Source organism: Ciceribacter thiooxidans (assembly GCF_014126615.1).
GTDB classification, from domain to species: Bacteria; Pseudomonadota; Alphaproteobacteria; order Rhizobiales; family Rhizobiaceae; genus Allorhizobium; species Allorhizobium thiooxidans.
Window position 1 is genome coordinate 1,252,814 of sequence record NZ_CP059896.1, and the last position, 17,903, is coordinate 1,270,716.

Here is a 17,903-nt window from a genome sequence, read left to right on the forward strand (position 1 = left end):
AACGAGCCGGGCCTGCGGCGATATTCCTACTCTTTTTCACGGAAAATCAACAGCAAAGACGCCGTTATCCAAAAAACGCATGAGACTGTCGAGTTCGCGGTATGACGAGCAACAGTATTGCTCGCGGCGCCTAATTCCACCGCACATGAAACTTTTTCCGTTCAGCTACGGTTAATTTGCCGCAAACTAGGGTCCGTTCACCTGGAGCGGGAGGACTAGTGAGGCGGACACAACTATGCCGTCATCTCTTGTTCGCTCCCAGGAAGTGCGTGGAGACACGCGTCACAAGGAAAACGACATGACTTTGAGATCAAAACTGTTCGCCACGGTCGCCCTGCCGGTTCTCTCGGCGGCCATCGTCGTGGAGCCGGTGGCCGCGCGCGCCGTCTCGCAGGCTCAGGAGGCTGTCGCCCCGTCCGCTCGCGGGGAGCAGGGAATTCTTGTCGCGCAGGTAACCTGCGGCGACGGAAGCGAGGCCGAATCGGCCGATGCCTGTCCCCAAGCGCCGGCCGAGCAACAGGCACCGGCTGAAGAACAGCAGGCACCTGCCGATGAGCAGCCACCCGTAGAGGAACAACAGCCACCGGCCGAGGAACAGCAGGCGCCGGCCGCGGAACCGGCTCCTCAGGAACAACAGGCGCCGGCCGAAGAGCAAGCACCCGCGGCCGAGCCGCAGGCCCCGGCAGAAGAGCAGCCGCCTGCAGAGGAACAACAGGCACCTGCCGATGAGCAGCCGGCTCCGGCCGAGGAACAGGCTCCGGCGGAAGAGCAACAGGCCCCTGCCGAAGAGCCGCAGGCTCCGGCCGAGGAGCAACAGGCCCCTGCCGATGAGCCGCAGGCTCCGGCCGAGGAGCAACAGGCACCTGCCGATGAGCAGCCCGCTCCCGCCGAGGAGCAGGCACCGGCTGAGGAGCAACAGGCCCCTGCCGAAGAGCCGCAGGCTCCGGCCGAAGATCAACAGGCGCCTGCAGAGCAGCAACAGGCCCCCGCCGAAGAGCAGCAGGTTCCGACGGAAGAACAGCAGGCTCCGGCCCCGGACGCCACGCAGGGAGAAGCCCCGGCCGCTCCCGACCAGTCGTCCGCCGACCAGGCGCCGGAGCAGCAGGGTGAGCAGGCCGTAATCCCGGCCGTCGAGCCTCCGGAAGAGGCTCCTGTTCCGGAAATCGTCGATACGAGGACCGAAGAAGAGAAGCTGCAGATCGCCGAAGATCCCTCGAAGACGGCCGAGACGGTCGTCCTGCCGGTCGACAACGGCGCTGCCGTTCTCGACAGCGACAAGGATGCCGACAATTCCGGAGGCGAGGGCGTGCGTGAACAGCGCATGCAATTGAGGTCGGAAGAGCCGGTCGCCCCGCCGCCGGAAAGTGATGCGGCTGCGCAGGCGGAAGCGATCCAGGTGGAGCAGCAGACCCTCGAGGCTAACATCAAGGAAGAGGGAACGAGGCTCGATGCGGCGCCCACCTTCCAGGTGCCCCAGACGGTCATCAACAACGTGACCAACGTCACCAATGTGACCAACAACACGGTGACCCAGAACAACGTGTCCAACCAGGTCACGGAGGTAAGGGTCATCGATCAGGTCGACGACCGTATGATTATCAACGTCGGAGATCAGATCGTCGTCCGCGGCGACGAGCGTGAGCGCATTCGCTATGACGCCCAGGACAGCTACTATGAGGAGCTGTCGCGTGGCCGCGTTCGCGAAACGGTCGTCCGTGAAAACGGAACGCGGATCGTCACCGTCTACAACCGCTATGGTGATATCATCCAGCGCTCACGCGTCACGGAGGACGGCGACGAATACGTGCTGTTCTACGCTCCGGAGGCGGATACGGATCGCCCGCACGTTTATGTCGACGTCGGACGCAGCCTTCCGCCGATGCGCCTCACCGTGCCGCTCGACGACTATATCGTCACCGTCTCGGACGAGCCCGACCGTAACTACTACGACTTCCTCGCCCAGCCGCCGGTCGAACGGGTGGAACGCGTCTATTCGATCGAGGAAGTGAAGTCGTCGGCGCGTCTGCGCGACAAGGTCCGCCGTATCGATCTCGACACCATCACCTTCGCGTCCGGATCGGCGGAAGTGCCGCTCGCCCAGGCCAAGACGCTCCGCAAGGTTGCGGAAGCGATGGAGAAGGTGCTGGCGAAGGATCCCGGCGAGGTCTTCCTCATCGAAGGTCACACGGACGCCGTCGGCTCCGATCGCTCGAACCTCGTGCTTTCGGACCAGCGCGCCGAAACGGTCGCCAACCTGCTGACCGAAGTCTACGGCATCCCGCCGGAGAACATGTCGGTCCAGGGGTATGGCGAGCGGTACCTCAAGATCCGTACGCAGGCCGCCGAGCAGCAGAACCGGCGTGTGACCATCCGCCGTGTCACGCCGCTGGTACGCCCGGTTGCGGCGAACCGTTAAGCACGGCACAGACGGTAAGAGAAAGAAAGGGCCGCCGGCATCTGCCGGCGGCCCTTTCGCCTGTTCAGGCGGATGCGGGGGAAACCGGGGGCAAGCCGGTGACGCGGGCGACGAAATCGGCGATCGCGACCGTGTCGTCGAGATCGAACACGGGCAAGGCAGTGTCGGTCACGGGGTGATCGGCGGCAATCGCGACGATGTGCGGATCGGTGGGGGCGAGCGGCTCCCGGCTCTTCGCTTCGAGCCGTCGCGCTTCGATCTTCGGGACAGGTTCGCGCTTGTATCCCTCGATCAGGACGAGATCGCAGGGCGCAATCCGCGCCAGGATTTCCGCGAAGCTGGGTTCCGGCGCGCCGCGCAGCTCGTGCATGATGGCGTAGCGTGTTCCCGAGACGATCGTCACTTCATGCGCACCCGCCTCGCGGTGGCGGTAGCTGTCGGCGCCGACCTTGTCGATGTCGAAGTCGTGGTGAGCGTGCTTGATGGTCGAGATCCGGTAGCCACGGCGGGTGAACTCGGCGACGAGGCGGACGGCGAGGCCCGTCTTGCCGGAATTCTTCCAGCCGGAAATGCCGAAGATCCTTGGCGTTGCCGTCATCCGTCTTCCTCCTCCAGAAAGGCCTTCGCGAGGGCGAGTTCGTCGGGCGTGTTGACGTTGTAGAGCGGATCGAGCGGGCCACGTTTTGTCTCGATCGGCGGAAAATCGACGGCCGCCGACGGATGGCGCGCGATGAAGGCCTGGAGCCTGCGATTTCCGGGATCTGCCAGCCATTCCTCGAGATCGTCGGCAACTGCAATCGGCCAGAGCGCGATCACCGGATGGGACCTTCCCATCGATGAGGCGACGACGATGGCGTCATCCGTGGGCAGGGCGGCCTCCAGTCGCTCCACGAGATCACACGGAAGGAACGGTGTATCCGCCGGTACTGTTACGATATGTCGGGGCGGCCGCGCCAGCTTTTCGGCGTGACGCAGACCGGCGAGCACGCCCGCGAGCGGTCCCGGATGGCCGGCGATGGTATCCGGTACGAGCGGCAGTCCGAGCCCGGCATCGGCACCCTCGGGCGCATTGACGACGAGCGACGAAACCTGCGGTGCCAGCCGCTCGGCGACGTGCCGTATCATCGTCTTGCCGCCGAGGAGCACGGCGGCTTTGTTCTCGCCCATGCGGCGAGAGAGGCCGCCGGCGAGGATGATGCCGGGTGATCTGGTCATAGCCCCGCCTTTCGCTTGTTTTCCCGGTAGAAGGCATAGAGACCCGACGCGATGACGATTGCGGTTCCGGTCATCATCCAGACGTCCGGCACTTCGCCGAAGACCACGAGTCCGAGGCCGACCGCCCAAAGGAGGCTGGTATAGCGGAACGGTGCGATGAAGGAGATCTCGCCGGTGCGCATCGCCATGATGATCGCCTGATAGCCGACGAAGACGAGCACCGAGGCGAGCGCGAGAAGCCAGAACAATTCGCCCGTCATCGGCTGCCATCCGCCGAAGGGCTGGACGAGCAGGGCGCCCGCAACGGCGTTTCCTGCCGCCGAGAAGAGCGTGACGCTGAGCGATGATACGCCCGCATGAATGCGCTTCGTCACGAGATCGCGGGCAGCCGCAGAAAATACGCTGCCGACGACGTAAAGAGAGGCGAGCGTGAAGCCTTCCGGTCCCGGGCGGATGATGATCATGACGCCGATGAAGCCGACGATGATCGCCGTCCAGCGCCGCCAGCCGACCGGCTCTCCGAGGAAGAGGGCGGCCCCCAGCGTGACGGCGAGCGGCAGCGATTGCAGGATGGACGCGGCATTGCCGAGCGGAATCTGTCCGAGGGCGGAGAGATAGGCGATCGCCGCCGTTACCTCGAAGAGGACGCGCAGTGCGACCATCGGCTGAAAAAGGGTGCGAATATGATCGAGCGCATTCATGCGCCGCGCGATTATGTAAACGAGAATGCTCGTCAGTATCCCGCGGATGAGCATGATCTGCCCGACATTCATGTAGGGTGTCACCGACTTGATCACCGCATCGTTGCAGGTGAAGCCCGCCATCGACATCATCATCAGGATGGCGCCCGTGGTATTCCTGGACAGTTTCATTCCATATCTTTCCGGGGAGGGGATTTGCTTCCAGGACCTGGAGGTGTTCTTCCGCGACGGACAGCGCAGACCGCCCACCGGCGAATCTGCGAAATCGTCACGCCGTGGAGAGGACACGGCAATGCGGCGTCGTGCAACATCAAATTCGAATTCGCTTGCATGTTGCGATCACGGGCGTCGCGGCGGAGAAGGAATGGCAGGCGGAACGGGGCGGATCAGCCGCCGGTCACGCTCATATGGCGGGCGACGGCGGGACGGCGATGGTCGCGGTCGATGATGAAGTCGTGACCCTTTGGCTTGCGCGAGATGGCCTCGTCGATCGCTGCCGCAAGCAGGGTATCGTCGTCCGAGGCCCTCAGCGCCGCCCTGAGGTCGGCCGCATCGTCCTGGCCGAGGCACATGTAGAGCGTGCCGGTGCAGGTGAGGCGCACCCGGTTGCAGCTCTCGCAGAAGTTATGGGTGAGCGGCGTGATGAAGCCGAGGCGTCCACCGGTCTCCTTCACCTCGACATAGCGGGCCGGGCCGCCGGTGCGATAGGGAATGTCGGAAAGAGTGAACTGGCTTTCGAGCCGTTGCCGGACGGTCGAGAGCGGCAGGTAGCGGTCCGTGCGGTCTTCTCCGGTTTCGCCCATCGGCATCGTCTCGATCAGCGTCAGGTCCATGTCGTTGCCGTGGGCGTAACGCAGCAGGTCCGCAATCTCGTCCTCGTTGAAGTCCTTCAACGCGACGGCATTGAGCTTGACGCGAATGCCCGCCTTCTGCGCCGCCTTGACGCCCTCCATCACCTTGGCGAAGTCGCCCCAACGGGTGATCTCGGCGAATTTCCGTGGATCGAGGGTATCGAGCGAGACGTTGATGCGGCGGACACCGCAGTCGGCGAGTTCGCCGGCAAAACGGGCGAGCTGCGAACCGTTCGTCGTCAGCGTGAGTTCGTCGAGCGCACCGCTCTCAAGATGCCGTGCGAGACTGCGGATGAGGAACATGATGTTCTTGCGCACCAGCGGTTCGCCACCGGTGAGTCTCAGCTTGCGAACACCCTTGGCGACGAAGGCCGAGCAGAGCCTGTCGAGCTCCTCCAGCGTGAGGAGATCCTTCTTCGGCAGGAAGTTCATGTTTTCCGCCATGCAATAGGTGCAGCGGAAATCGCACCGGTCGGTGACCGAGACACGCAGGTAGGAGACCATGCGGCCGAACGGGTCGATCATGGGCGCGCTGTCGAGCGCAGGGCCTGCGGCCTTTCCGAACGAACCTGGGCTGTAGTTCAAGGCATCTCCTCCGTATTGAGGGTAATTTGGTGACATCCGCTCCGCTCGTCAAGCAACCAGGTCGGGCAGAGTGACGGCAAAATGGCTTGCATGGGCAAGGAGCGCCGCTTAGTTCTGGTCTCCGACCACCCGGGGAGTACCGATCATGAGTGAGTTCTGGCCGACCGAACTGAAGGTTTCCAAAGACCGCCGGCAATTGTCGGTCGCCTTCGACGACGGCACTTCTTTCGCGCTGCCGGCGGAGATGCTGCGGGTTCTGTCACCCTCGGCGGAGGTCAAGGGCCACGGGCCGGGGCAGGAAGTGACTGTGCCGGGGAAACGCAATGTGTCCATCACCGCGGTTCATCCGACCGGCAACTACGCCGTGCGCATCGCCTTCGACGACGGTCACGACAGCGGTATCTTTACCTGGTCCTATCTGCGGGAACTCGGGCAGAAGGGCGGCGAACTCTTCGCAGAATACGAGCGCAAGCTTTCCGAGAAGGCGTTGAGTCGCGATGGTCTATAAAAGCGAGAGGAGGGGCAGTGGAATGAATACCGCACGGCTAGAGGCATTCAGCGACGGCGTCCTTGCGATCGTGATCACGATCATGGTGCTTGAACTCAAGATACCCCACGATGCAGAGCTTTCGGCGATTGTTCCGCTGCTGCCGGTGTTCCTGAGCTATATCTTGAGCTTTGTTTACGTGGGGATCTACTGGAACAACCATCACCATCTGCTGACCTTCGGTACCCGCGCTACGGCGCGCGAGATGTGGGCCAACATGCACCTCCTGTTCTGGCTATCGCTCGTCCCGTTCGCCACCGGTTGGGTGGGAGAGTCCCACGGCTCGGCGATGCCGGCCGCCTGCTACGGCTTCGTTTTGCTGATGGCGGCCATCGCCTACAAAATTCTTCAGATACAGATCATCTCGTCGTCCGGCCGCCGTGACGAACTCAGGGCCGCACTCGGTCGCGACGTCAAGGGCCTGATTTCTCCGATGATCTATCTGGTGGCGATCGGCCTCGCCTTCGTCACGCCCATGATCTCCTATGCGCTCTATGCCTTGGTCGCGCTGATGTGGATCGTGCCCGACCGGCGGCTCGAACGGGTTGTCGGCGAAAAACGGGCGGCCTGAACACAAAGGTGGTTAGCCGGCGGTCTCTTCCTCCGCCTGCAGCCGCGCGATCAGCAGTTCCATCGACTCGGCCATTGCGAGGCACTGGTCGATCGGCGTCACGGAGAGCGTCCTTTCGATCAGGTCCGTCTGGATCGTCATGGCACGTTTGGTGACGTCGCGGCCTTTCTCGGTCAGGAACAGGCGCAAGACGCGCTTGTCCTTCGGATCGTCGCGCCGTGCGATCAGCCCGCGCTTTTCCATCTGCGGCAGCAGCATGCTCATGTTGGAGCGGCCGACCAGCAGTTTGCGCGCCAACTCCTGCTGCGAAATACCTTCATGCCGGTAGAGATTGATCAGGATGTCGAGATGCGGCGTCTTGATGTCGAGCGGTGCGAGCGCCCGGCCGAGTGCCGTCTGCATCATCTGACATGCACGGCCGACGGCGATCCAGCTCCGAAAACGCGGATGGTCCCAGGGAAGGGATTGATTTTTGTTCATCGTTGTACTTTTATTGTTCAGCATTGAACATCATTGGAGAATCCCAATATGGCACCCTTCGCGCTCGAGGTCACCCGTTTCGGTTTCTCGCTCGCCGGTCTTCTGTCGCCCGGTTTTGCCGGGCGACTGGCATTCTCGCTCTTCTGCCGCACGCCGTCCCGGCGACCGAAGGACGGCAAGGCGGCCTCCGCCCTCGCCAGGGGAGCCGAGCAACTGGCGGGAGCCGAGCGCATCGTGTTGCCGATCTCCCGCGGTACCGTCGCGGCCCGACGCCTTGGCGCTGCATCGACCGATGCGCCCCGTGTGCTCATCGTCCACGGCTGGGGCTCGCGCGCAGAATATCTGGCGCGACTCGCCGCCGACCTTCACAAGGCAGGAGCCGAAGTGGTGCTGCTCGATCTGCCGGGGCACGGGCATTCCTCGGGGCGGCATCTGAATCTGCGTCTTGCAGCGGAGGCGATTTGCGCCGTTCAGGAGCGGCTCGGCTTCTCCGACATTGCGATCGGCCATTCCTTCGGCGGCGCGGCTGTGATGACCGCGATCGGCGGCATCTTTCCCGGCGCCTGTCGTTTTGAGCCGGGCAGGGTGGTGCTCCTTGCCGCGCCGAGCAACATACATTGGGTGATCGACGGTTTCTGCGGGATGCTGAAGCTGCGCCCCTCCGTCCGTCGGGCGATGGTGAAGCGTGCCGAGGCCGTTGCGGGCTGTCCTGTCGATGCGCTCGACACCGTTCCCATCGCCGCGCGGATCGGCCGCGAGATCCTCGTCCTGCACGCCGAAGAGGACAAGGAGGTGCACGCCGAACACGCCCGCCGCCTCGAAGCGGCCGGCCCTCACGTGGCTGTCCGGTGGGCGAACGGCCTCGGACATCGCAGGATCGTGGCGGCACCGGATGTCATCGCGGAGATTGCCTCCTTCGTCTTTGACGATGGCGCAGGGATTGCCGACGAACCGGAGCAGCGACTGTCGTCATCCTGTTAGGAAATCGGTTATACACGGGGATGGCTTGTTCCACCCCGGAGGTTTCGATGAAGACGATCCGTACCGTCGAAGAGCTGTTGGCACGCTACGGCGAACCCGGCGAGGCCTCGCTGGTGAAGGTCACGTCCGTTCTCACCCCCGCCTACCGGCGTATGATCGAGGCCTCGCCCTTCGTCGCGCTGGCGACGGTCGGAGAGGACGGGCTCGACTGCTCGCCGCGCGGGGACGCCGGCGGTGCCGTGCGCATCGAGGACGAGCGCCATCTTGCGCTGCCGGACTGGCGTGGCAACAACCGCATCGACTCGCTCCGGAACATCGTGCGGGACCCGCGGGTCGCGCTGATGTTCCTGATCCCGGGCTCGAACAGCGTGGTTCGGGTGAACGGCACGGCCGTGGTTTCGGTTGACGAGGCGCTGATCGACAGTTTCGACATGGAAGGCAAACATCCGCGCAGCGTCGTCGTCGTCACCATCGGCGAGGTTTACTTCCAGTGCGCCCGGGCCGTCATGCGCGCCGATCTTTGGAACGTCGACCGCTTTATCGATCCGAAAAGCCTTCCGACCCCGGGCGACATGCTGCACGCGGCGAAAGCGGATTTCGACAAGGATACCTACGATCGGGAATGGCCGACGCGTGCCGCCAGGACGATGTGGTAGGCGGTGTCCGTCAACGACGGTAGATGAGCCAGCTCTTGGTGAAGTCTTTCTTCATGCCGTCCTCGAACTGCCGGCTGCAGTTGCGACCGGCATTCTTCGCACAATAGAGGGCGACGTCCGCCTTGGCGTAGAGTTCGCCGGGATCCTCGGCAGCGTTCGCCATGCACAGACCGAGAGAGAGCGTGATCGGTCCGTAATTGACGCCCGTCCTGGAATTCTTGAAAGGCGTCAGCTCCAGCGCCTGGCGTACGCGCTCGCACATCTGCATGATCTCGTCGGGGGTGTTGCCGTCGACGATGATGGCGAATTCCTCGCCGCCGGTGCGGGATACGAAGACGTCCTTGCGGACATTCGTGCGGATGACGGTCGCCACAGACGCGAGGATCTTGTCGCCGACTGGATGGCCGTAGCTGTCGTTGATCTTCTTGAAGTGGTCGATATCGGCCAGCACCAGGCCGGTCAGCGGCAGATTGAAGCTGCCGTCATAGATCGCCGCAAGCTTTTCGTCGAAGGCGCGACGGTTCGCGATGCGCGTCAGGGAGTCGGTATTGGCGATGCGCTTGTATTCGTCGAGTTCCTTGCGGACCTCGGCCATTTCCTGCGACTTCTGCTCGACGCTCTCGACGGTCTTTTCGCCGTGCGCCATGGTGTCGCCGGTCGCCTCCTGCAGCAACGTGATCGCGCTGCGCAGCAGTTCGGCACTGTTCTTGCTCTTGGTGTTGATGCGGTTGCATGTCTCGCCGAGCAGCTTGTTGTAGCTTTCGAGCGAGCTCTGCTCCTGCTTCAGCACTCCGAGCAGGCCGTCGAGTTCCGTCACGATGCGCGTATGGACATTCTCCATCATGCGCGACTGGTGATGACGCCCGAAATATTGTTCGCCGAGCGTGTCCAATTCTTCCTGCGTGGCCTTGCTGCCGAGCGCGGAGAGGTCGCGCGTCAGTGCAGGATTGGAGCCGATATAGGCTTCGTAGAAGAGTTCGTAGTTGCGCGGGATCGGTGCCACGCCCATGGTGCGCATGGCGTAGGTAATCTGTGCGGCGATGTCCGGAACCGGCGCCTTTGGCGTCACGCCCGTGTTCATCGCAAAATCCCCCCTTTCCAAGTCCCCTGATTCGTCTTGTTAAGATAAACTTCAACTGTTTGGAAATGCTTAATTTCGCGAGCCCCAATTATAGTCGGGTTTCTTGTTGAACGGTATTTGAGGAATTTCTTTAAGGCGCTGATACTGCTTGTATATCATCTTTGCATAAAGAACGGCGGAGCGCCGTCTGGTGCTCCGCCGTTAATTTTTGCCGGTTGTATTCTCAGTCGAGCTTGAACTCCTGGAAGAAGTCATTGCCTTTGTCGTCGGTGACGATGAAGGCGGGGAAGTCCTCGACTTCGATCTTCCAGACGGCTTCCATGCCGAGTTCCGGATACTCCAGGACCTCCACCTTCTTGATGCAGTCCTTGGCGAGGCGCGCGGCCGGGCCACCGATCGAGCCGAGGTAGAAGCCGCCATGCTTGTTGCAAGCCTCGCGCACCGCACGCGAACGGTTGCCCTTGGCGAGCATCACCATCGAGCCGCCGAACGACTGGAACTGGTCGACGTAGCTGTCCATACGGCCGGCCGTCGTCGGTCCGAAGGAGCCGGACGCGTAACCGGCGGGGGTTTTCGCCGGACCGGCGTAATAGACCGGATGGTTCTTCATGTAGTCAGGCATGCCTTCGCCCTTCTCCAGCCGTTCGCGGATCTTGGCGTGGGCGAGGTCGCGGGCGACAATGATCGTGCCCGTGAGGGAGAGGCGGGTCTTGATCGGGTGCTTGGTGAGTTCGCCGAGGATCGCACTCATCGGCTGGTTCAAGTCGATCTTCACAACGCCGGACGAAAGAGCCTTCTCGTCGATTTCCGGCATGTACTTCGACGGATCGGTTTCGAGCTGCTCGATGAAGATGCCGTCTCTGGTGATCTTGCCGACGGCCTGGCGGTCGGCGGAACAGGAGACGCCGAGGCCGATCGGCAGGGAGGCACCGTGGCGCGGCAGGCGGATCACGCGGACGTCATGGCAGAAATACTTGCCGCCGAACTGCGCGCCGACACCCATCTGCTGGGTGAGCTTGTGGATCTCCTTCTCCATCTCGAGGTCGCGGAAGGCGTGACCGGACTCGGAGCCCTCGGTCGGGAGGTCGTCGAGATAGCGGGCGGAGGCGAGCTTGACCGTCTTCAGGTTCATTTCGGCCGAGAGGCCGCCGATGACGATCGCCAGATGATAGGGCGGACAGGCGGCGGTGCCGAGCGTCAGGATCTTTTCCTTGAGGAAGTCGATCATCCGGTCGTGCGTCAGAAGCGAAGGCGTGCCCTGGTAGAGATACGTCTTGTTGGCCGAGCCGCCACCCTTGGCCATGAATAGGAACTTGTAGGCGTCCTCGCCTTCCTCGTAGATGTCGATCTGTGCGGGAAGGTTGGTGCGGGTGTTCTTTTCCTCGAACATCTTCAAGGGCGCGAGCTGCGAATAACGCAGGTTCTTCCTCTCGTAGGCGTCGCGCACGCCATGCGCCAGAGCTTCGTAGTCGCCACCCTCGGTCCAGACCTTGCGGCCCTTCTTGGCCATGATGATCGCCGTGCCAGTGTCCTGGCACATCGGCAGCACGCCGCCGGCGGCAATGTTGGCGTTCTTCAGGAGGTCATAGGCGACGAAGCGGTCGTTGTCCGTCGCTTCCGGGTCGGAGAGGATCGAAGCGAGCTGCTTCAGGTGCCCCGGGCGCAGCAGGTGGTTGATGTCGGCGAAGGCCGTTTCGGCGAGCAGGCGCAAGCCCTCGGGATCGACGGTGAGGATCTCCTGACCATTGAAGCTGGTCGTGGACACGTAGTCCGAGGAAATCTTGCGATAAGGGGTCTTGTCTTCGCCAAGCGGGAAAAGATCGTCAGCCATTTTCGGAAAACCTTGGAAGCGATGGGATGCGATGGCGGTGGTTTACGGGCACCGGTCGCAAAGATCAATGATTCTAAGGTTGCGTTGCCGACGAACCTTTGCGGTCGTCGGTCAGGAGGGGCCGATCATCTTTTCCGGGCGCACGACCGCATCATACTGCTCTTCGCTGACCAGCCCGCTTGCGAGCGCTTCCGCCTTCAGTGTCGTGCCGTTCCGGTGGGCGGTCTTGGCGATCTTCGCGGCGTTGTCGTAGCCGATCACCGGGGCAAGCGCGGTGACCAGCATCAGCGAGTTTTCCACGCCCTTCCTGATATTGTCCTCGCGCGCCTCGATGCCGGTGACGCAATTGTCGGTGAAGGAGCGGGCGGCATCGCCGAGAAGCTGCACCGACTGCAGGAAATTGTAGGCCATCATCGGGTTGTAGACGTTGAGCTCGAAATGGCCCTGGCTGCCGGCGAAGGTGATCGCGGCGTGGTTGCCGAAGATGTGGGCGCAGACCTGCGTCAGCGCTTCGGACTGGGTCGGGTTCACCTTGCCCGGCATGATGGACGAACCCGGCTCGTTTTCGGGCAGGGCGAGTTCCCCGAGCCCCGCACGGGGGCCGGAACCGAGGAAGCGGATGTCGTTGGCGATCTTGAACAGGGCAGCGGCCGCAGCGTTGATCGCGCCGTGGGCAAAGACCATGGCGTCGTGGGCGGCGAGCGCCTCGAACTTGTTCGGTGCCGTGACGAAGGGCAGGCCGGTGATTTTGGCGATCTCCTCCGCCACTTTCTCGGCGAAACCGACAGGGGCGTTGAGCCCGGTGCCGACGGCGGTGCCGCCCTGGGCGAGTTCGTAGAGACCCGGCAGCGTCAGCTCGATCCGCTTGATGGATGAGGAGACCTGCGCGGCGTAGCCAGAAAACTCCTGCCCGAGGGTGAGCGGCGTGGCATCCTGCGTGTGCGTGCGGCCGATCTTGATGATATGGGCGAAGGATTTCGCCTTGGCATCAAGGGCCTGGTGCAGATGCTTGAGATTTGGAATCAGGTGGTGGACGATTTGCTCTGCGCAGGCGATGTGCATGGTCGTCGGATAGGTGTCGTTCGACGACTGGCTCATGTTGACGTGGTCATTCGGATGCACCGGCTTCTTCGAGCCCATCACGCCGCCGAGCATTTCGATCGCCCGGTTAGAGATCACTTCGTTGGCGTTCATGTTGGACTGGGTACCGGACCCGGTCTGCCAGACGACGAGCGGGAAGTGGTCGTCGAGCTTGCCGTCGATCACCTCCTGCGCGGCGTCGACGATGGCATTGCCGATCTTCGGATCGAGGATACCGAGGCCCATGTTGGCGCGCGCCGCGGCCTGCTTGACGATGCCGAGCGCTCGCACGATCGACAGCGGCTGCTTTTCCCACCCGATCCTGAAATTGCCGCGCGAGCGTTCCGCCTGGGCGCCCCAGTAGCGGTCGCCCGCCACTTCGACAGGGCCGAACGTATCGGTTTCCGTGCGCGTCTTCGTCATCGCTCCCACCTTCTTGCCGGAGATTGTCGCGTCCTTCGCGTGTTAATCTAGTCCGGCGCCCGGCGGGCGCAATCGCCTGACGCAAATTTGAAAGGCCGTCAGCCGTAACTGCGGCGTCCGTGATTTCCACCCAGGGGTGTGGCGATACCACGGCAGTGACGCGGTCCGGTCGGTTGTTTGGGAAAAATTAACGATATATTCGATTAGAATACGCGCTGTTTCCCCGGAATGCCGCGCGGGCAGTCACATAATTTTTACGGGGCCGATGGCTCTGATGCGTCCGTGCGACCTTTTCATTGGAGAGCCGTTGGGCTAGTCGTCCGCGAAACGTCGATCATGAGCGAATCCGGCTTGCCGCAGCACCTGACTGGAAATTGAGAGAACGAATGACCCGATACAAGACCATTGCGCTGACGGCGGTATTTGCTGCGTTCACGGCCATGAGCACTGCGCCTCGCCCCGCAGCCGCGATCACCCTGCTCGAAATGCTGCGCGGCGGTCCGGGCGCCGACAATCGTCAGCGGGGGAACGATACCTTCTTCGGCCGGCGTCTTCCCGGTGTCTCCGACCCGACGGCCGATCCCGAACCGCTGCCGAAGGTCAGCGGGCCGCGTTACTACACCTACAAGCCGGAAGCGACGCGCCCGGTGACGATCGCCGCGCCTGCCATGGCGGCCGCTCAGCCTGAGGTCGCGGGGTCCGACGCTGCGACGACCGCGAGCATCGCGCCGGTGGATCCGCAGGCGGAGCAGCGCCGGCTGCTCTCTGAGACGAAGCTGCGTGCACCGGACGACATCGCCACTGCAGTCGAGGCTTATTACAATGCCGGCCGCCCGATGATCTGGGTGACCGAGAACGGCATATCGGAACGTGCCCGTTCGGCGCTCGCCGCCTTCGCCGAGGCGGACCTGGTCGGACTGGTCCCCGAGGACTATCTGGTTGCGGCACCGGCCGACGCTGCCGCGGATGCAGACCCGCTCGCTCGTCAGCGCGAGCTCATGGCCTTCGAGCTTTCGATGTCGATCAAGGCGCTGACCTATGTCAGCGACACCATGCGTGGTCGCATCGACGCGAACAAGCTTTCCGGCTACCACGACATCAAGCGCAAGACCGTCAATTTCAAGCCGCTCCTCAACATGATGCGGCTCAGCCCCGATGTCGGCGCCTACCTCAAGAGCCGCATGCCGGCGAACTCGCAGTTCCAGGCGCTGCAGGCAGAACTCGTCCGTCTCAAGGCCGCGCAGAACGATCCGGCGCAGGCGATCTCGATTGCGCCGGGGACGCTCCTGAAGCCCGGCGTCACCAATCCCGAACTCGCAAACGTCGTCGCCGCCATCAAGCTGCGGGCCTCCGAGGCACTGAAGACCGAGCATGCCGCGACTCTTGCCGCCTATACGGGGACGCCGGAATACACGCCTGAACTCGTGGCGCTGGTGGAAGGCTTCCAGAAGGAAAGCGGCCTGCATCCCGATGGCATCGTCGGCAAGGCGACCATCCGCACGCTGATGGGTGACAGCAATGCCGCCAAGATCGAGAAGCTCGTAGTGGCGATGGAGGAGCTGCGGTGGCTCCCCGCCGATCTCGGCTCGCGATACGTCTTCATCAACCAGCCCGCCTTCATGGCCTACTTCGTGACCGAGGGGCATCCTGAACTGTCGATGCGGGTCGTGGTCGGCTCCAAGGCGAACCAGACCTACTTTTTCAACGACCAGATCGAGACCGTGGAATTCAATCCGTACTGGGGCGTGCCGAAGTCCATCATCATCAACGAGATGTTGCCGAAGCTTCGCCGGGACCCGAGTTACCTCGACCGCCTGGGTTATGAGGTGAGCTACGGCGGTCGCAAGGTTTCGTCGAGTGCCGTAGACTGGAATTCGACGCACAATGTCGATGTCCGCCAGCCGCCGGGAAGCGACAACGCGCTCGGCGAACTGAAGATTCTCTTCCCGAATGCCCATTCGATCTATATGCACGACACACCGTCGAAGAGCTTCTTCAAGCGTGACATGCGGGCGCTGAGCCACGGCTGCGTGCGTCTTTCCGAGCCGCGTCGCATGGCAGCGGCGGTAATGGGAACGACCGTCGACGATATCGGCGCGCAGATCGCCGCCGGCCAGAACCGTGCCGTCCAGGTGCCGCAGAAGATCCCGGTCTATGTCTCCTATTTCACGGCATGGCCGAACAAGGACGGGATCATCGAGTATTTCGATGACGTCTACGGGCGTGACGACTACACCCGCAAGGCCTTCGCTGTTACGAGCGAAGCCCGCTCGGCCCGCAGCTGATCGCGCTCCGCGGGGAGGTCATCTCCCCGCGAGCATCTCCTCCAGGAGGGCGGGCGTCAGTTCGTCGAAATGGTTGATGAGGCGGTCCGCACCGAGCTCCTCGACCGGCGTGTCCGAGTAGCCGAATGGCACGACGATCGACGGAATGCCGGCGTTCTTCGCAGCGAGCACATCGTTGATGCTGTCTCCGACCATGATGGCGCGCCGTGGGTCGCCGCCTGCCTTTTCGATCGTGCCGGTGAGATGGCCTGCCTCCGGCTTGCGGACGGCGAAGGTGTCACCGCCGGCGATGACCGCGAAACGGTCGGCAAGACCAAGCTTCTCGATCAGCGGAATTGCCAGTTCCTCGATCTTGTTGGTGCAGACGGCCAGGCCGTAGCCGGCCTCGGCAAGTCTCGCAAGCGCCTCGGCAAGCCCGGGAAAGGGCCGGCTCTCGCCTGGCATTTCCGACTTGTAATGAACGATGAAGCGGTCGAGCAGCGGTCCGAGTTCCTCCTGGGTCAGCGGCACGCCGCGGAGCCGGAAGGCTCGCTCGATCATCGCACGTGCGCCGTGCCCGACGAGGTGTGTCAGGTCCTCGTAGCCGACCGGGTCGAGCCCGGCCGCGGCGATGGTGTGATTGAGGCTGCTGATCAGGTCCGGTGCCGTGTCTACCAAGGTGCCGTCGAGATCGAAGACGATGATGGGGGCGGTCAATCCGGGTCTCCGCTGGTACGAGGGTGCTCCTCAAAGCCGGTTATGGCATGGGCAGGCGAATTGCAACCGTGATGCGGCATGCTGGGGGCTTTCGTTTGTTCCATGAGCCGTGTAAACAGCTTCACGACGAAACAGACTGGAGCTGAAGGCGTATGGACGCCCGCGAAATGAAGATCAAAGCCGCCGCGGCGGCACTGGAACACGTCCGCGACGGGATGCGTCTCGGCATCGGAACCGGTTCCACCGCGGAAGAGTTCGTCCGTCTTCTCGCGGAAAAGGTCTCCGCAGGCCTGCGGGTCGAAGGGGTTCCGACCTCGGAGCGCACCGCACGGCTCTGTGTCGAACTCGGCGTGCCGCTCAAATCGCTCGACGAGCTTCCCGAACTCGACCTGACCATCGACGGTGCCGACGAAGTGGACGGACGGCTGCGGCTCATCAAGGGCGGCGGCGGTGCGCTTCTCAGGGAAAAGATCGTCGCTGCGGCCTCGCAGCGCATGATCGTCATTGCCGACGAGAGCAAGGTCGTGGATACGCTTGGCCACTTCCCGCTGCCCATCGAGATCAATCCTTTCGGTCAGGCCGCCACCCTCATCGCCATCGAAAAGACCGCCTCCAGGCTCGGCCTTTCCGGCGAACTGAAGATGCGCGCTTCCGGCGATGGACTTTTCAAAACGGACGGCGGACACTTCATCGTCGACGCATCTTTTGGCCGCATTCCTGATGCAGAGGCCTTGGCGAGAGAATTGAATTCCATTCCCGGCGTCGTCGAACACGGGTTGTTCATCAATCTGGCAACGCTCGCCATCATCGCTGGCCCGGCCGGTGCGCGTGTGCTTGAGGCATAATACTAGACAGGAGCATTGAATTTCATGATCAAGTATTCCGGTTTCGGCCGTCTTGCGTCTGCCGCCATCGTTCTCGGAGGGCTTATGCTCGGCGCCTCCGCCAAGGCGCAGGATATTTCTCCGGAGCACCTGCAGGCTGCGCGGACCGCAATCACCGTCCTCGGCGTCACCGACCGCTTCGACAACATCCTGCCGGCTGTCGCTGATCGCCTCAAGACACAGCTGATCCAGGCCTATCCGAACCTGCAGGACCAGATTTACGGCGAGGTCGACAAGCAGGCGCTTTCGCTTGCCGCCCGGCGTGGTGACCTGGAGAAGGAAGCCGCCATGGTGTACGCCAAGGCCTTCACCGCTGACGAGCTCAAGGTGATTTCCGATTTCTACAGCAGCGATGCCGGCAAGAAGCTCCTGAAGGATGGCCCGATCGCTACCCGCGAACTGATGAAGGCTGCCGACATCTGGACCGCCGGCGTTGCGCGCGACCTGGAGAAGCAGACCAATGACGCCCTTCTGAGCGTTGTCGGCACGCAGGCTCCCGCGGCCGATCCGGCCGCTGCGCCGAAGCAGTAACGCGATCACGAATTCGTTTTTGCGAAGCCCGGAAGTTCTTCCGGGCTTTTCTTTTGGCCGGTGGCCGCCCTATATCGGGAGCGGGCTCA

At 62.9% G+C, this 17,903-nt stretch carries 17 protein-coding genes; 8 read left to right on the forward strand and 9 right to left on the reverse strand.

Going from position 1 to position 17,903, the window contains the following annotated elements:
• Positions 1-298: 298 nt before the first annotated feature.
• The gene (locus H4I97_RS05870) at positions 299-2,416 is read left to right on the forward strand and encodes an OmpA family protein (RefSeq protein WP_182306982.1); all 2,118 of its coding nucleotides are present in this window, start codon (positions 299-301) and stop codon (positions 2,414-2,416) included.
• A gap of 64 nt (positions 2,417-2,480) precedes the next feature.
• Here H4I97_RS05870 and mobB read toward each other — a convergent pair whose 3' ends face one another.
• The 4 genes from mobB to moaA all read right to left on the reverse strand — a co-directional run bounded on the left by mobB (position 2,481) and on the right by moaA (position 5,708).
• Positions 2,481-3,014 (reverse strand): molybdopterin-guanine dinucleotide biosynthesis protein B, encoded by a 534-nt coding sequence (gene mobB / locus H4I97_RS05875; protein WP_182306983.1) that lies wholly within the window; start codon positions 3,012-3,014, stop codon positions 2,481-2,483.
• Entirely contained in the window at positions 3,011-3,631 is a 621-nt protein-coding gene (mobA, locus tag H4I97_RS05880) for a molybdenum cofactor guanylyltransferase MobA (RefSeq protein ID WP_182306984.1), read from the reverse strand. Before mobA ends, mobB begins: the two co-directional genes overlap by 4 nt.
• Positions 3,628-4,503, reverse strand: a complete 876-nt coding sequence (locus tag H4I97_RS05885) for a DMT family transporter (RefSeq protein WP_182306985.1) — start codon at positions 4,501-4,503, stop codon at positions 3,628-3,630. The genes mobA and H4I97_RS05885 overlap by 4 nt, the downstream gene beginning before the upstream one ends.
• Before the next feature lie 215 nt (positions 4,504-4,718).
• Positions 4,719-5,708, reverse strand: a complete 990-nt coding sequence (moaA, locus tag H4I97_RS05890; RefSeq protein WP_378144397.1) for a GTP 3',8-cyclase MoaA — start codon at positions 5,706-5,708, stop codon at positions 4,719-4,721.
• A gap of 205 nt (positions 5,709-5,913) precedes the next feature.
• Here moaA and H4I97_RS05895 point away from each other — a divergent pair, with 205 nt between their 5' ends.
• Positions 5,914-6,276: a gamma-butyrobetaine hydroxylase family protein gene (locus H4I97_RS05895; RefSeq protein ID WP_182306987.1), complete on the forward strand. Its 363-nt coding sequence runs from the start codon at positions 5,914-5,916 to the stop codon at positions 6,274-6,276.
• Between the two features lie 22 nt (positions 6,277-6,298).
• Positions 6,299-6,886: a TMEM175 family protein gene (locus H4I97_RS05900; RefSeq protein ID WP_182306988.1), complete on the forward strand. Its 588-nt coding sequence runs from the start codon at positions 6,299-6,301 to the stop codon at positions 6,884-6,886.
• Between the two features lie 12 nt (positions 6,887-6,898).
• On the opposite strand, the gene H4I97_RS05905 is transcribed toward H4I97_RS05900, so the two are convergent.
• The gene (locus H4I97_RS05905; protein ID WP_182306989.1) at positions 6,899-7,366 is read right to left on the reverse strand and encodes a MarR family winged helix-turn-helix transcriptional regulator; all 468 of its coding nucleotides are present in this window, start codon (positions 7,364-7,366) and stop codon (positions 6,899-6,901) included.
• A gap of 48 nt (positions 7,367-7,414) precedes the next feature.
• Between H4I97_RS05905 and H4I97_RS05910 the strand changes: the two genes are divergently transcribed.
• Positions 7,415-8,347, forward strand: a complete 933-nt coding sequence (locus tag H4I97_RS05910) for an alpha/beta hydrolase (RefSeq protein ID WP_182306990.1) — start codon at positions 7,415-7,417, stop codon at positions 8,345-8,347.
• 47 nt (positions 8,348-8,394) lie between these two features.
• Positions 8,395-9,003, forward strand: coding sequence for a pyridoxamine 5'-phosphate oxidase family protein (locus H4I97_RS05915; RefSeq protein WP_182306991.1), 609 nt, complete (start codon positions 8,395-8,397; stop codon positions 9,001-9,003).
• A gap of 10 nt (positions 9,004-9,013) precedes the next feature.
• Here the strand turns inward: H4I97_RS05915 and H4I97_RS05920 are convergent, their stop codons facing one another.
• From H4I97_RS05920 to fumC, 3 genes are all read right to left on the reverse strand, one after another.
• On the reverse strand, positions 9,014-10,084 hold the full coding sequence (locus H4I97_RS05920; RefSeq protein ID WP_182306992.1) for a GGDEF domain-containing protein: 1,071 nt from the start codon (positions 10,082-10,084) through the stop codon (positions 9,014-9,016).
• Positions 10,085-10,307: 223 nt separating this feature from the next.
• Complete coding sequence (locus H4I97_RS05925) at positions 10,308-11,915, reverse strand: fumarate hydratase (protein WP_182306993.1); 1,608 nt, start codon at positions 11,913-11,915, stop codon at positions 10,308-10,310.
• 111 nt (positions 11,916-12,026) lie between these two features.
• Entirely contained in the window at positions 12,027-13,418 is a 1,392-nt protein-coding gene (gene fumC / locus H4I97_RS05930) for a class II fumarate hydratase (RefSeq protein WP_182306994.1), read from the reverse strand.
• 386 nt (positions 13,419-13,804) lie between these two features.
• Between fumC and H4I97_RS05935 the strand changes: the two genes are divergently transcribed.
• Positions 13,805-15,703, forward strand: coding sequence for a L,D-transpeptidase family protein (locus tag H4I97_RS05935; RefSeq protein WP_182306995.1), 1,899 nt, complete (start codon positions 13,805-13,807; stop codon positions 15,701-15,703).
• An 18-nt stretch (positions 15,704-15,721) separates the two neighbouring features.
• Here H4I97_RS05935 and H4I97_RS05940 read toward each other — a convergent pair whose 3' ends face one another.
• Positions 15,722-16,399: an HAD family hydrolase gene (locus H4I97_RS05940; RefSeq protein WP_182306996.1), complete on the reverse strand. Its 678-nt coding sequence runs from the start codon at positions 16,397-16,399 to the stop codon at positions 15,722-15,724.
• A gap of 152 nt (positions 16,400-16,551) precedes the next feature.
• On the opposite strand from H4I97_RS05940, the gene rpiA reads away from it, so the two are divergent.
• Positions 16,552-17,244, forward strand: coding sequence for a ribose-5-phosphate isomerase RpiA (gene rpiA, locus H4I97_RS05945; protein ID WP_182306997.1), 693 nt, complete (start codon positions 16,552-16,554; stop codon positions 17,242-17,244).
• 24 nt (positions 17,245-17,268) lie between these two features.
• Complete coding sequence (locus tag H4I97_RS05950; protein WP_182306998.1) at positions 17,269-17,814, forward strand: DUF2059 domain-containing protein; 546 nt, start codon at positions 17,269-17,271, stop codon at positions 17,812-17,814.
• Positions 17,815-17,903 lie beyond the last annotated feature (89 nt).